At 30.1% G+C, this 14,006-nt stretch carries 14 protein-coding genes and 1 riboswitch; of the genes, 8 read left to right on the forward strand and 6 right to left on the reverse strand.

Annotated elements, in window-relative coordinates; all coding sequences use genetic code 11:
• The first annotated feature begins 265 nt into the window (after positions 1–265).
• From ACM591_RS06435 to ACM591_RS06450, 4 genes are all read left to right on the forward strand, one after another.
• Positions 266–1,006 carry an SDR family NAD(P)-dependent oxidoreductase gene (locus ACM591_RS06435; RefSeq protein WP_326025844.1) on the forward strand — a complete coding sequence of 247 codons (741 nt, stop codon included), beginning with the start codon at positions 266–268 and terminating at the stop codon, positions 1,004–1,006.
• A 577-nt stretch (positions 1,007–1,583) separates the two neighbouring features.
• Positions 1,584–2,015, forward strand: coding sequence for a GNAT family N-acetyltransferase (locus ACM591_RS06440; RefSeq protein ID WP_186335589.1), 432 nt, complete (start codon positions 1,584–1,586; stop codon positions 2,013–2,015).
• A 235-nt stretch (positions 2,016–2,250) separates the two neighbouring features.
• Positions 2,251–2,760 (forward strand): YagU family protein, encoded by a 510-nt coding sequence (locus ACM591_RS06445; protein ID WP_217971327.1) that lies wholly within the window; start codon positions 2,251–2,253, stop codon positions 2,758–2,760.
• A gap of 297 nt (positions 2,761–3,057) precedes the next feature.
• Positions 3,058–3,564, forward strand: a complete 507-nt coding sequence (locus ACM591_RS06450; protein WP_216715221.1) for a staphylokinase domain-containing protein — start codon at positions 3,058–3,060, stop codon at positions 3,562–3,564.
• A 490-nt stretch (positions 3,565–4,054) separates the two neighbouring features.
• Here the strand turns inward: ACM591_RS06450 and ACM591_RS06455 are convergent, their stop codons facing one another.
• The 4 genes from ACM591_RS06455 to ACM591_RS06470 all read right to left on the reverse strand — a co-directional run bounded on the left by ACM591_RS06455 (position 4,055) and on the right by ACM591_RS06470 (position 7,801).
• Entirely contained in the window at positions 4,055–5,359 is a 1,305-nt protein-coding gene (locus tag ACM591_RS06455; protein WP_418354310.1) for a trypsin-like serine peptidase, read from the reverse strand.
• A gap of 52 nt (positions 5,360–5,411) precedes the next feature.
• On the reverse strand, positions 5,412–5,678 hold the full coding sequence (locus ACM591_RS06460; protein ID WP_029376973.1) for a hypothetical protein: 267 nt from the start codon (positions 5,676–5,678) through the stop codon (positions 5,412–5,414).
• 5 nt (positions 5,679–5,683) lie between these two features.
• Complete coding sequence (locus ACM591_RS06465; RefSeq protein WP_029376974.1) at positions 5,684–6,685, reverse strand: glycosyltransferase family 2 protein; 1,002 nt, start codon at positions 6,683–6,685, stop codon at positions 5,684–5,686.
• 552 nt (positions 6,686–7,237) lie between these two features.
• Positions 7,238–7,801 carry a PepSY domain-containing protein gene (locus ACM591_RS06470; RefSeq protein WP_058625537.1) on the reverse strand — a complete coding sequence of 188 codons (564 nt, stop codon included), beginning with the start codon at positions 7,799–7,801 and terminating at the stop codon, positions 7,238–7,240.
• Between the two features lie 266 nt (positions 7,802–8,067).
• Here ACM591_RS06470 and menE point away from each other — a divergent pair, with 266 nt between their 5' ends.
• Together menE and menC are read left to right on the forward strand one after the other, a co-directional pair.
• Complete coding sequence (menE, locus tag ACM591_RS06475) at positions 8,068–9,447, forward strand: o-succinylbenzoate--CoA ligase (protein WP_029376976.1); 1,380 nt, start codon at positions 8,068–8,070, stop codon at positions 9,445–9,447.
• 19 nt (positions 9,448–9,466) lie between these two features.
• A complete protein-coding gene (gene menC / locus ACM591_RS06480; protein ID WP_326025840.1) occupies positions 9,467–10,471 on the forward strand; it encodes an o-succinylbenzoate synthase in 1,005 nt (334 codons plus the stop codon).
• Here the strand turns inward: menC and yidD are convergent.
• The gene (gene yidD / locus ACM591_RS06485) at positions 10,468–10,704 is read right to left on the reverse strand and encodes a membrane protein insertion efficiency factor YidD (protein ID WP_029376978.1); all 237 of its coding nucleotides are present in this window, start codon (positions 10,702–10,704) and stop codon (positions 10,468–10,470) included. The two genes, menC and yidD, sit on opposite strands and share 4 nt — an antisense overlap.
• A gap of 66 nt (positions 10,705–10,770) precedes the next feature.
• Between yidD and ytkD the strand changes: the two genes are divergently transcribed.
• Both ytkD and ACM591_RS06495 read left to right on the forward strand, forming a co-directional pair.
• Positions 10,771–11,247 (forward strand): RNA deprotection pyrophosphohydrolase, encoded by a 477-nt coding sequence (ytkD, locus tag ACM591_RS06490; protein ID WP_037556911.1) that lies wholly within the window; start codon positions 10,771–10,773, stop codon positions 11,245–11,247.
• On the forward strand, positions 11,231–12,004 hold the full coding sequence (locus ACM591_RS06495; protein ID WP_029376980.1) for an alpha/beta hydrolase family protein: 774 nt from the start codon (positions 11,231–11,233) through the stop codon (positions 12,002–12,004). Before ytkD ends, ACM591_RS06495 begins: the two co-directional genes overlap by 17 nt.
• Before the next feature lie 64 nt (positions 12,005–12,068).
• Here the strand turns inward: ACM591_RS06495 and pckA are convergent, their stop codons facing one another.
• The gene (gene pckA / locus ACM591_RS06500) at positions 12,069–13,658 is read right to left on the reverse strand and encodes a phosphoenolpyruvate carboxykinase (ATP) (protein WP_029376981.1); all 1,590 of its coding nucleotides are present in this window, start codon (positions 13,656–13,658) and stop codon (positions 12,069–12,071) included.
• A gap of 166 nt (positions 13,659–13,824) precedes the next feature.
• A riboswitch (SAM riboswitch) is annotated at positions 13,825–13,937 on the forward strand.
• Positions 13,938–14,006: the final 69 nt, after the last annotated feature.

A 14,006-nucleotide genomic window follows, 5' to 3' on the forward strand; every position in this document is an offset into this window, starting at 1 on the left:
CGCTAGTGTTATGAGGTTTGTAAAATCCCTCACTCTCCGTTAATTACATAACTTGAGCTTTCTTGAGACACCGTAATCCTTGATATAATAGGGTTTCGGTGTTTTTTGCTTTTATGAACTAATGAATAATATAAGAATACACAATACTACACAGAAAAAATAGATTTTTGGACTGAAAATCAATAAGATGATCAGTTTTTTACTTAATTCAACAGGTTAGTTATTAAGCGTTTACAACTTTAATATGAAGAGCAGATTTTAAAATATGGCTAACCCAAAGAAAATACTAATAACAGGTGCTACTAGAGGAATGGGAAAAGAAATTTCAAAAGTATTAGCGGAGAAAGGCTATCATGTTATCTTAGGTGCAAGAAGTTTACAAGATGGTCAATCTATTGTGAAAGAATTAGAGTCAAAAGGTTTGTCTGTATCTGCAGTTCAACTAGATGTTACTGATATAAATTCTGTGCAGAATGCAGTGCAAGAAATAAACGCTTTAGATATTTTAATTAATAATGCAGGTATAGATTTAGAAGCTTCTAGCCCCTCTAAACTTGATGTTACTAAAGTGAAAAATGAGTTTGATGTTAATGTTTTTGGTGTTATTAATGTAACTTCAGCAATATTACCACTACTCCAAAAAGAAAAAGAAGCAAAAATCATTAATATATCTAGTATGATGGGATTTCTTAATTCAGCTTTAGATAAAGATTCAATTGTATATGGTGCAAGTGTTGCCGGTTATCAATCTTCAAAAGCTGCTTTAAATATGTATTCTATACAATTATCAAAAGAATTAGAAAAAGAAGGTTATAATATCAGTATAGATTTAGTTGATCCTGGAATGGTAGCCACTGAATTTGGAGGTTTAGATCCAGAAACAGCTAAAAAAATGGGAGCACGTTCAGTTGATGAAGGTATAAAAAGAGTTATTGAGTTAGTGGAACAAGATAAAATAAATAAAAATATAACTTTTACAAACAATGATGGAGTTGTACCTTGGTAATTTAAAACGCTTAAAAATTTAGCACTTACCTCAATTATTTAGGGATAGAAAAACATTACATTAAATCTACCTATACGAATAGTTGGGTTTTTTAATAATTGTATAATCTAAAATATCTATCCAATATTATCTATTGCCTAGTTAACTACATTTTATATTGATAAAATTTTTCTGATTGAATATATAATAATTTACGATAGTTTCGAGCGTTTACTTAAAGATGAAGTTGAACTTACGAAAGACGGATTGGCATTTAAAAATCAAGTTGCGATTTATTATAAAGATAAAGATTGTAATTTTGTTAAGTAGATTTTATTTGCTTTTCAAGACAAGTTAACTCATTAAAATATATTTTAAAACAGAAGTAATCTAATTAAAAAAATAAACAATGAAATAAATATACACTCTATAAGGTTACGGGGATAAACTTAATTTAGATAAGCGATTTTACTTATAAAAACTTAAAAATAAAGGACCTTTAGCTAAATAAATAGGTAAGGGATGTTATATTCCAACAAAATTTCATTCAAAAAAACTTAATTTATGGAATTATAAACTAAGTGAAAGGAGATAAAATATGAAATTATCAAAAATAGAACTTCAAGAAAAAGATTACCCAAAAGCACTAGAAATATGGGAAAAATCTGTAATTGCAACTCATGAGTTTTTGAAAGAAAAGGATCGATTAGAATTAAAGGCTGAAATTCCTACATATTTTAAATTTGTCGAAGCTGATTTGTGGTTTAATGCCTACGAAGCAATTGGTTTCTCAGGTACAAACGAACTAAATTTAGAAATGCTTTTTATAGATCCAAAATATTTTAATAAAGGATATGGTACTAAAATACTACAGTATCTAATTCAAGAAAATAAAGTTCAATATGTTGATGTAAATAAAGATAACTATAATGCTGTAAATTTTTATATCAAAAATGGATTTAAAAAGTATAAAGAATCTCAAAAGGATCAACAAGGAAGACATTATCCGATATTACATCTTAAACTGTAATGATTACTTAATGAAATGCTTTTGAGTAAATCATTTATATAGTTAGTTGAGCCTATTTTTGTGAAGAAACATATAGAAATTTCTTTTTTAAAGCTGATTCATTTGAAGACATTTTTTAATAATACCAATGTCGAAAAATAGACAAAATATAAATAATAATTATATTGTTTCCTCTATTTAAATTTGATAAAATTTTTAAAATTATGTCATTTTGACGTGTAGAGGAGAATTTAAAATGAAAGAAAAATTATCATTTACTCAAATTATTTATGCTACTATCATTGGTGGGCTATTATCGGGAATAGTGAAATTAGGATGGGAAGTTATGCTACCGCCTAGAACCCCAGAGCGTAATGCAACTAATCCACCACAAGAATTATTACAAAAGTTTGGTTTTAGTTCAGATTTTACACATATGAGTTATCAATTTTCAGAACAATCAATGCCTTGGGTAAGTTTTATTGTTCATTTTAGTTTTTCAATAGCATTTGCGTTCATTTATATTATGCTAGTCAAACATTTTTCAAAAGTAGCAATTGGCTATGGTTCTATTTTTGGTCTAGTTGTTTGGATAGTCTTTCATTTAATTATAATGCCAATAATGAGTGTCGTTCCAAATGCTTTAGAGCAACCATTCCACGAACATGTATCTGAATTGTTTGGTCATGTTGTGTGGATGATGGTTATAGAATTTGTTCGTAGATATTTTGTATATAAAAATGGGTTGAAGGTAAATAAATATTAATTCAAACATATTTTCAAATGAAAGGGATGTACTTTTATATAAGTGCATCCTTTTTTAGGTTCTGATACATAAATAAGTGTTAGTTCTGTAAGTTCTATATTAAATAAATTTGAATTAAAAAATCACGAAGAAAACAATTCGCTTCATTAAAAAAGTAAGTTTTTTTAATTTTTTTAGTCAGACATTTTACGCTTTGGTACATAATTCACCCGTTATTTTGTTTGTCAAAAAGGGTAACAAACAAATAATAAATTTATTCAATTTTTTATTATATAAAAAATAAAGATGTGATTTCAAATGAAAAATTACAAAAAAGTTATAGTAGTTTCTTTGATAGCTAGCAGTGTGGCTTTTACGTCTGTAATTAATTCTCAAGTAAATGCATCAGCTATGAATCATAATTTATTTAAAGTAGGGGCAGACAGAGGAGATTATCAAGAGATTGCGGGACCACATTTAATCGTGGCAATATCTGCATATGATAAACAAAAGAAACATAGTTTTGAACCTCGTTATGTAGAGTTTCCATTAAAACCCGGAAATGTACTCACAAAGAAAGATGTTATAAATTATATTGAGTGGACGCTAGATGCACACGATTATAAAAAATATCGTGTTGTAGAATTAGATCCAGAGTCTAAAGTCCAAGTTTCATATTTTAGTAAAATAGAAAAACAAGTAGTAACAGAATATTTTCCCGTAACAGAAAAAGGATTTATTATTCCTGATTTGTTTGAACATGTACACAATCCAGGATTTATTATAGTAACAAACGTAGTTGTTGAAGTAAGAAATCCTAAGTAATTTCAAATAGACTGTTTTAAAATTTTTATGATATTTATACATGAAGAATTAAGGTCAATGGTTTGATTTGTGTCTTTAATTATTATCTTAATAGATCAGTCATACATAGATGACAATATTAAAAATGTTATTCAACTTCATAAAAATTTTGCTATAAAAAACCACTATTCAATTTAATGAGTTAGTGGCTTTTATGCAAAGCGTTTAATTATAGTTATGTATATCCTGTTTAGAACAGAACAAACTTTGTTGATATATTCATGTTTATTGAAACATAATTTTAATAAACATGAATAGAAATTTTCAGATTATAAGAGAAGCATTACTAGCCTCGAGACATTTAACTAGTTTATTTATATTAGGTAAAATAGCATATTCAATACAGAATATACATTATTTAAAAGTTGCTCGTTAGAGTTAGTATTATGAATTTTATTTCTAGATTGTGCTTCATTTATAGTATTACAGCTAATATGTTTATTTAGATACATTACTGTGTGGCTTTTTTATTTATGTAGCCTACCCACTTATTTTTGGAATCATATAAAGAATAAAATTCTTCATTATTACCAAGTACGTAACTATATTTGACATTTAAAGTTTTACCATAGAAGTTTTTGCTTAGACCTTTTTTGTTATCGAAATAAAAAGAATCCCAGATTACATAATTGTTTTTATTTATTTTGACTTTTTTATTCAGTAGCGTTCCTTTTAAATCAGAAACATCTCTTTTATTAAAATAACCTATCCATTTATTTTTATTATCATATAGAGATAAATAAGTTTGTCCATTATTATGTTTGTATATATATTTCGCTTTATAAACATTTCTGAGTTTAATATGAGTCAGTGGTTTCTTAATATGAAATTGAAAATCGTTCCAAACCGAAATATTACTTTTGGATACAGTGACATCTTTGTTGTAGACATGGCCAACTGGGATGTTCGTCCATTTTTTTATTAATTTCAAATTTGTATCATTTATTTTGGTGGCAAAGTTTAGCGGGCTAGAACCATAAGTATGTACTCCAATAATTTTCTTGTCTCTATTCCATACTGGACTGCCACTTTGTCCACCATAAGTATCTATATCGTAATAAACATTAAAATTAGTGATTTTTTTTAATAGACTGTTTCCTTTATATAATGTCCAACCGCCTTTATCAGCAGGGTATCCAGCTGTTTCTATAGGTTCGCTTAATTTCATTTTGTTAGTTATTCCTAAAGTACCTGTTTGTTCTCCAAGAGAGGTTTTTAACTTAATAACTGCTAAATCATGTTGAGAAGATTGAGAATTGATCCATTCTGGTAATAGATATTTTTTATCTACTTTTGCTTTACCTATAGTAGCTTTGTTAGCTCTTGCTCCAGCATAAGCTGTTATTTCAGTAGCCCAACCACCAAGTCTTGAATCGTAAACGTTATGCGCTGCTGTAAGTATTGTATCAGGAGCAATCACAGTACCTGTACCAATATAAGTTATATTGTTAAATGTCATGTTTAAAAGTACTATAGTTTTATAGGGATAAGAGGTATAATTTTTTACTAATATACGGTCATCTTTGCCTAAAATTCTTTCTATATCACTTCCAGTTGCTTCTTCTATAGGTCTAAGGTTTTCTTGCGGTATCTCATACTCAACAGGTGTAGCATCTTTTATAGGTTTTGTGGGTTCAGTAATATATGTATCATCATTGTTTAGTGATGATGCATCAACACTTTTTTCTTTTAAAACATAAGAGATGAGCAATAGAATCGATATTATTAAAAGAAATCTCCTAATTAAATTTCTCATTATTTAAAATTCTCCTAAAAACAAAATTGTAAAAGTAATTTTCCTAAATTAATTAATCGTTGTATGTCACATAGATTAGTTTGTCATTGGTAAAATCGAATTCTACTTTCAAGTTATTAAAGTCTGCTTTCGTATCTAAGTTTTCTATTCTTGCAATTTTATAATCGTTCATAATTAACCAAGGTATATCATATTTTTGGATTTTTAAGGTTATATTTTCATAATTTGCATATATCCATTCAATTTTGTTCTTATTATTTTTTATATCTATGACATTTAATTCAAGCTTTTTTGTATCATTATAGTTGTAATCATACACTTTAGTTATTCTCCTTTAATGAATTTATCTGCTGCCATAACAGCTAACAAATTATTTTGTCTTATGGCTTCTAATTTCATATTGAAAATTTGTGTAACGTACTGATCGGCGCTTCTAGGAACGCTATTAAGTGTTTTTGAAAAATACTTCAACCATTCAATTTTATCTTCATATTTCATTTTACTAATTGCAAAATTTTTCTTTTGCCCGTGTCTAAATAACCGCGTAGTAAATTTTCCAGCAAATTGGTCCCGTGTTTTTGGATCTTTGTAAATAGGGCTTTTGTAAATGGTGTTATAAATTTCGTTGATTGTTGCAAAGTATTGTTTCCCAGAACTTTTCTGATGTGATAAATGTGTACCATTATCAAAATTATTGACTACGACGTAGTATTCGTAATCTGTTTTTATAGCATAATTCCTAGAGTTCATTAGAAATTCTATAGTGAATAGTTGATCTTCACCAGTTTGTGAAAATGTTTTAAATCTTAACTTATTTTTATCTATAATTGCTTTTTTAAACATTTTGAGTACAGATAAAGCATAGAACATACTATTTTCAATAATATTAGCTTTCGGAACATTTCCATTTTCAAATATAGCTTTAGGTACGCTTCTACCTTTACCTTTAACGCCGTATTTTCCAATAATCAAATCACTTTTATGTTTAATTCCATAATTATATAAGTCTTCTAAAGCACGCGGGTGTAAAAAATCGTCAGAATCTAAAAAGAAAATATACTGACCACTACTCATTTCAATACCTTTATTTCTTGGTTTGCTAGCACTACCACTGTTGAATTTTAGTCGTTTGAATTTAATTAACTTACTGTATTTTTTTGTATAGGATTTAATAATATTTAATGTATTCGAGTTAGTTGAATGATCGTCTACAATTATTAGCTCATAATTGGTTTTCTCCATTGTTTGATTAATAACAGAATCGATTGTACGAGAAAGAGAACAATCGTTATTGTATGTTGGCATAACTATGCTGACTTTTTTAATTTTAAACGCCTCCTTTTTTACAAAGTTAGCAAAGAAGGCATTATTAGTATATGTAGTTAGTCGGTTTTTAAAATAAGTACAAGCAAAAATAATAAAAAAATAAGTTAGATTAACGAAAGTTATATGCAGTAATGAAATATTAGATAGTAATAAGATTTATTTTAATTATTCAATAATGTTAGTGGGTTAATAATATAAGAGGGATGTAAATTAAAGGAGGTATTATACGATTAGTATAATATACATTAAAATAGAAATTGACTATTTGGTAACATATTTAGGCATTAATAATTGATATAAAGTCGGTGACTAAAGTGGGTATTATGTAGAGCGCTAATCAACTTAAGTAATTAGTAAGCCGATTTTTAAAAGAACCACTTCTCTAAAGAAGTGGTTCTTGATTTATGAAGTTAATGGAAATGATAACTTTCGATCTAGTCATCTTAGTCAAAGAAGGGCGATAAATTCCTTTTAGATGAAATAGGGAATGTGTTTTAAGAGAAATTGACTTTGACGTATTGACAATAATTAAATGTTTACCTAGATATATGCTTAATTATCTTGTTCGTTATTTAACACTTTACCATTCTTAGCATCAATCGTTATTTCATGTTTTTCTTTGTCGTTTTTAAGGTCTAAATCGTAAACAAGTTTCCCATCGTCTTTTGATAGTGACCATTCTTTGATTTTTCCATCAAATTCTTTTTGCCCTTTTTTAATAGCGTCTTTATAATCGATGGCTTCATTATATTTAAAAGCCTCGTCATTGTTAATTGAGTTTTCGTTTTCTTGTTCTTTATTTAAAATTTTTTTATTTTTATCAGAGATAATAACTTCGGATTCTTTGTTATCACCTTGTTGTTCAATTTTATATGCCCACTCACCATTGCTTTTTTCATATGATATGCCTTTTAAATCTTGGTTATTATAAGTTTCTTGGGCTTTTTTAATGGCGTCATCAGGACTTGTTTTGATTTTATTGATAGAGATAACTTGGTTATCGGATGTTGTATCTTTTTTATTTTCAGATTTTGAATCACTGTCAGATGAACCATTGCCACAACTAGCTAATAATAGACTAGATAACAAAATTGCTGATAAACTTTTAAACTTCATCTGTTTCACTCCTTTATCTTTTTTAAAATAGATAATTACCCAATATTTGCTATGAGCAAAACATTAAAGGTGAAAAATTGATTTTTAACCAGTTGAATAATTTATTTAAACTAAATCAAAAATAAAAGTAACCTCTATATTATAAGGTGACCAAAAATGATTATAAATAGTTGAAATATTAAAAAATATTACGTCTTGTGCATGAACCCTGTTAAATAAATATAAACACGTTATAATAAATATAATTGAGATGGAGGAATGACAGATTGGATTTTTGGTTAAAAGCGCAAGCTGAACAAAATAGTAAAGGGATATTTATCGATGATGGCGTGAATCAAATTACATTTGGGAAGATGTATGATAGCGCTAAAAGGCTGGCCTATAGTCTGAAACAGTTAGAATTAAATAGAATAGGTTTATATATTAATAATACAATTGAATCCATAGTACTTATAAATGCTGCATGGGTAGCAGGCATAGAAATAGCTATGGTAAATACGAGATTAACTAAAAAAGAAATGATTGCTCAAATGAAATCTATAGATGTAAGTACAATTATATCGATGGAACAGCTTCATTTAAGAGATATTGAAGTGATAGATTTTCAAACATTACAGACTCAGGAAGGATATGAATTTGAAGCGCCGTTCTCAAATGATCGTATCGCATCGATTATGTTTACTTCTGGTACTACAGGACCTCAGAAAGCAGTGCCACAAACCTTTTACAACCATTATGCAAGTGCATTAGGTTGTAAAGAGAGTCTTGGATTTAGTCAATCTACAAAATGGTTATCGGTATTGCCGATTTATCACATTTCTGGTTTAAGCGTAGTGTTACGAGCCTTAATTGAAGGTTTTACATTACGACTTGAAGCGAAATTTGATGCTGATAAAATGATGAAGATAATAAGAGAGGAAACACCTACACATATATCATTAGTACCACAGACTTTGAAATGGTTAATGGACAAGGGGTGGCATCAACCATTCTCGATTGAAAAAATATTGCTTGGTGGAGCTAAACTAACTACATCTTTAATAAATAGAGCGTTAGAATATAATTTACCGATATATAATTCTTTTGGGATGACTGAGACGTGTTCGCAATTCTTAACAGCAACACCAGAAATGTTAAAACTAAGACCAGACACGGTTGGAAAACCGAGTGACAATGTTGAAGTGAAAATTTCTCAACCAAATGTTAATGGTCATGGAGAATTATTAATTAAAGGTGACAATGTTATGAATGGGTATCTTTTTCCAATGAATAAAAAAGATACCTTTGTAGATGGTTATTTTAAAACGGGTGATATAGCAGAAATAGATGAAGAAGGTTATGTTATGGTATATGACCGTAGAAAAGATTTAATTATAAGTGGTGGAGAAAATATATATCCTTATCAAATAGAAACAGTTGCTAAAAAACATGAATCTATCGAAGATGCAATGTGTGTAGGTATTGAAGATGATACATGGGGGGAAGTACCTTATTTATATTATATTGCTTCAGAAGCTATAACTAATAAACATTTAGTAGCATTCTTTGAAAATCATTTAGCAAAGTATAAAGTGCCAAAACAATTTAAGCGTGTTACTTCGTTACCTTATACATCAACAGGTAAATTGCAAAGGAATCATTTATAAAAAGTAATAAGGAGTCTATATGAAAATAGTTGATATGCATCTATACGTTTACGACGAACGTTTTAATACCCCAATTATTACACCTAAAATAAAACTTGAAACACGTAAAGCGTTGTTTGTAGCTTTAGTTACGGATAATAATTCATATTACTATGGAGAGTGTAATGCGTTTGAAACTGATTGGTATGCAAATGAAACGATTGATGATGCACAAAACCAAGTGAAAGAGTGGTTCGAAAGTATTAAAAATATAGCGTTTTATACTTTCGATGAAATGTTGTGTAGTTTAAATCATTTAACTAAATATCCAGCAACTAGAAGTATGATTGTAATGGCTTGTTATCAAATGTTTTTCAAATTAACAGATTTTAGCGTAGCCTATGGTGCAACAATTAGTGGTTTAGCCGAAGAAAATATTTTGCAATTATCCCAAACACAACCTCAACGTGTTAAAGTAAAATGGTCTTATTCAATTTTAAATGATATAAAAAAAATTAAACAATTACCATTTAAACCAGATGTTGTTATAGATGCTAATGAATCTATAACCAATTCAGAGATAGCTAAGTTAACAACAATTGGGTATGATCAATTATTGTATATAGAGGAGCCGTTTAAATCTTTAAATATGCTAAATCAGTTTGATGCATACGAATTACCACCAGTTGCTATAGATGAAAAGGCAGACACAGTAGGTAACATTCTAGAGATTCTAGATAATTACGCTATAGATGTTGTTGTATTGAAACCTTTTAGGTTGGGTGGGATTGATAAAGTGATGGATATCATTAAAATGCTTAATGATAAAAATGTAAAAATAGTTATAGGTGGCATGTATGAGTATGGATTAAGTAGATATTTTACTGCGATGCTAGCGCAATTTTCTAATTATCCAAGTGATATTACACCAGAAGGTTATTATTTTGAGAATGATATGGTTGACCGCGCAGGTATATTAAAAAGAGGCTCAATTTATTTTGAGCCTCCAAAGGTTAAAAGTACAAGATTAACAAGAATTTATTAATCTTTGTTGTCATCTTTTTTCTTTAAGGGTACTGGGTCAAAACCGCCTTTATGAAGCGGATGGCATTTTGAAATCCGTTTAATACCTAACCACGTACCTTTGAATGCACCATATACTTGAATTGCTTCTCTTGTATATTCAGAACAAGTAGGGTAAAAACGGCAAGTTGCGGGCGTTAATGGTGATATAAATCGTTGATATATATGAATGAGTCCAAGAAATATAGTTTTCATAAATTTTGCCTCCAACAAATAACTTAGCTTTAGCATAGTTAGTTTAACATAATAAGGGGAAGAGTGATGTATATGAAGTTTAAAGATAAAGATAATGACAACGTATATTTATCATATAAAGATAAAGAAGATATTGCTGACGGAAATCATGTTCTCATTATTCCGAAATATAAAGATCAGTTGCTATTTACAAACCACAAATTACGTGGCATTGAATTCCCCGGCGGTAAAAAAGAAGACGGAGAAACAAGTGAAGCAGCTGCTGCGCGAGAGTTGTTTGAAGAAACAGGAGCAACGATAGCGCAATGTGAGTATATTGCACAATATGAAGTACAACGTACGAATGGTTTATGTTTTACAAAAGATGTATTTATGGTAAATGTATCAGAGATAAGTCATCAAGTGGATTATTTAGAAACAAATGGCCCGTTATTTTATAAGGATATAGCTGACATTCCAGAGAGTAACAAAAGTTATTTGCTGAAGGACGATGCGATTTTACACTGTTTAGAGAGAGTGATATCACTTGGATTTTATAAATAGAAAATGTATGCCAATTGAATCAATGCATCATAAATTTGATGAAGTCACATATCGTGTCGATAATTTAAAAGTTCGAGGCTTAATAATGACGCCGAAAAAAAATGTAAAAAGAATTGTGATTTATCTACGTGGTGGCAAAGGTCAGGTAGGTAAAGTGAGGGCAGCTAGAATGATGCAGTTTGCAGATACAAGCACTTTAGTCTTTGGTCCGTATTATAGAGGGAATAATGGCAGTGAGGGTAAAGATGAATTTTATGGGGCGGATCTAAATGATGTCACGGTCGCTATACGTATATTGCATCAAAAATACCCTAATGCGGACATTCATATGATTGGATTTTCAAGAGGTGGACTTCAAGGTTTACTCACATTTCAAGAATTACCAATCTCAAGTTATATTATCTGGGGTGGAGTATCTGATATATACTTAATGTATGAAGAACGCGTCGACTTAAGAGGCATGCTGAAACGCATGATTGGTCATCCTAAAAAGCAAGCTGCTGCCTATCAGCAACGAGATGCATTAGCTCAAATTACTAAGTCAAGCCCGCCCATATTTATTGTTCATGGTGGAAAAGATAAACAAGTAGGTATTCATCATGCCTATTATTTAGCACAGCAATTAGAGGAAAAGGGAACAACTTATCGTACGTTTTATCAAATGTCGGAAGGTCATGTACCTAGACCGTTCGCTCTAAAACAAACGCTTTATGAAATTAAACAGTGGATGAAAGATGTCGAAGAGAATAAAATATAATAAATAAAGAGGATTGGGCGTTAACGCCCAATCCTCTTTACTATATAATATAATTTAACAAATATTATTTAAACCCACCACGTGTTGCTAAATCATCAACTTCTACTCCAAATTTTTCAAAGTTGTGATTGAAACGGTTAATTAAATCTTGAGCTTGTTCTCTATACGCTTCTGGCTTACTCCAAGCATTAATAGGATTCAATAGTGTTTGAGGGACATCCTCAACTTCGACTGGAATATCTAAACCGAACATATCATCTTTAATATATTCAGCATCTCTTAATTGCCCTGTAATTGCTTGATTTACCATTTGTCTTGTGTAACTTAGGCTTATACGACGTCCTACGCCATATTTACCACCAGTCCAACCAGTGTTTACAAGATAAACATCTACATCATGTTGATCGATTAGGTTACCTAATAAATCAGCATAAACTTTAGCGTTTAGAGGTAAGAAAGGTGAACCGAAACATGTAGAGAATGAAGGTTCTGGCTCAGTTACGCCACGTTCTGTACCGGCTAATTTAGCAGTGAATCCACTCAAGAAATGATACATTGCTTGATCTTTGGACAGTTTTGAAATAGGTGGTAAAACACCGAAAGCATCTGCAGTTAAGAAAATAATTGTATTAGGATGAGCCGCTTTAGATGGGGTTACAATATTTTCAATATGGTCTATTGGATATGCTGCTCTAGTGTTTTCAGTGTATTGATTATCATCGAAGTCAATGTCACCATCTTCATCTACAACAACATTTTCTAAAATAGTACCATATTTAATAGCGTCATAAATTTGAGGTTCTTTTTTATAAGAAAGGTTAATTGCTTTTGCATAACAACCACCTTCTATGTTAAAAATACCATTTTCATTCCAACCATGTTCATCATCGCCAATTAGCTTACGTGTTGGATCCGCTGATAGTGTTGTTTTACCAGTGCCAGAAAGACCAAAGAATAAAGCAACGTCACCTTTGTCTCCAACGTTAGCTGAACAGTGCATGCTCATAATGTTATCTTTAGGTAGTAAATAGTTCATTACGGAGAAAATACCTTTTTTCATTTCACCAGCGTATTCAGTCCCGCCAATGAGGATGACTTTATGTTTGAAAGATGTGATGATAAATGTTTCTGAGTTTGTGCCGTCAATCTCTGGATCGGCTTTAAAATGAGGTGCTGAAATAATTGTGAAGTTTGGTTTGATTTCTTGCGCTTCTTCTTTTGAGCTAGGGCGTATAAACATATTTTGAGCAAATAGATTATGCCAAGCTAATTCATTTACAACAGTTAATTTTAATTGTGAGTCGTGATCACTACCGGCATAACCGTTGAATACATATAGTTCATCTTTTTTGTCTAAATAGTTTAGTACCTTATCATATAAATTTAAAAATGTTTCTTCTTCAATCGGTTGGTTAACGTTGCCCCAGTCAATATCATCTCTATAAGATGGCTCATTTACAATAAACTTATCCTTTGGTGAACGACCTGTATATTTACCTGTTCTAGCGTTAATTGCACCTAATTCGGTGAGTTCTCCTTCATCATTATCTAAAATCTTGTTATACAACTGTGTTGTAGATAATTGAAATAATGAAGATTTTTTGTCTAAAATGCTTTCAATTTTGTTTGTATAAGTGTATGTATCTACAGCCATACTAATCCCTCCAACGCTATTTAGTTATTGTAAGCCTTTACAATTACAGAGTATAACACATATATATTAATAGTCCATACCAATTTAAAAGGAATTTTAAATAACCATTAATAAATGTAAAATTGACATTATATCGTTGATTCTGTACTATAGGACTTAACGGATTCTCTTATCCTGAGTGGCGGAGGGACATGGACCCAATGAAGCCCAGCAACCTCTTCTTAATAGGAAGAAAGGTGCCAAACCGTTTGCAGACAAATATCGTCTGAACGATAAGAGCGAATGGACGTATAAGGCCTTCTCTCTATTTATTGATAGTGTAGAAGGCTTTTTTAATGAGCTCAACAG

The sequence above is a fragment of the Staphylococcus sp. Ze2 genome (assembly GCF_048568365.1).
Classification (GTDB): domain Bacteria; phylum Bacillota; class Bacilli; order Staphylococcales; family Staphylococcaceae; genus Staphylococcus; species Staphylococcus xylosus.

Excerpts from the sequence above, each read along its gene's own strand:
- ACM591_RS06435 (WP_326025844.1), top strand. The coding sequence starts at position 266 with ATGGCTAACCCAAAGAAAATACTAATAACAGGTGCTACTAGAGGAATG.
- ACM591_RS06440 (WP_186335589.1), top strand. The coding sequence starts at position 1,584 with ATGAAATTATCAAAAATAGAACTTCAAGAAAAAGATTACCCAAAAGCA.
- ACM591_RS06445 (WP_217971327.1), top strand. The coding sequence starts at position 2,251 with ATGAAAGAAAAATTATCATTTACTCAAATTATTTATGCTACTATCATT.
- ACM591_RS06450 (WP_216715221.1), top strand. The coding sequence starts at position 3,058 with ATGAAAAATTACAAAAAAGTTATAGTAGTTTCTTTGATAGCTAGCAGT.
- ACM591_RS06455 (WP_418354310.1), bottom strand. The coding sequence starts at position 5,359 with ATGAGAAATTTAATTAGGAGATTTCTTTTAATAATATCGATTCTATTG.
- ACM591_RS06470 (WP_058625537.1), bottom strand. The coding sequence starts at position 7,801 with ATGAAGTTTAAAAGTTTATCAGCAATTTTGTTATCTAGTCTATTATTA.
- menC (WP_326025840.1), top strand. The coding sequence starts at position 9,467 with ATGAAAATAGTTGATATGCATCTATACGTTTACGACGAACGTTTTAAT.
- yidD (WP_029376978.1), bottom strand. The coding sequence starts at position 10,704 with ATGAAAACTATATTTCTTGGACTCATTCATATATATCAACGATTTATA.
- ytkD (WP_037556911.1), top strand. The coding sequence starts at position 10,771 with ATGTATATGAAGTTTAAAGATAAAGATAATGACAACGTATATTTATCA.
- pckA (WP_029376981.1), bottom strand. The coding sequence starts at position 13,658 with ATGGCTGTAGATACATACACTTATACAAACAAAATTGAAAGCATTTTA.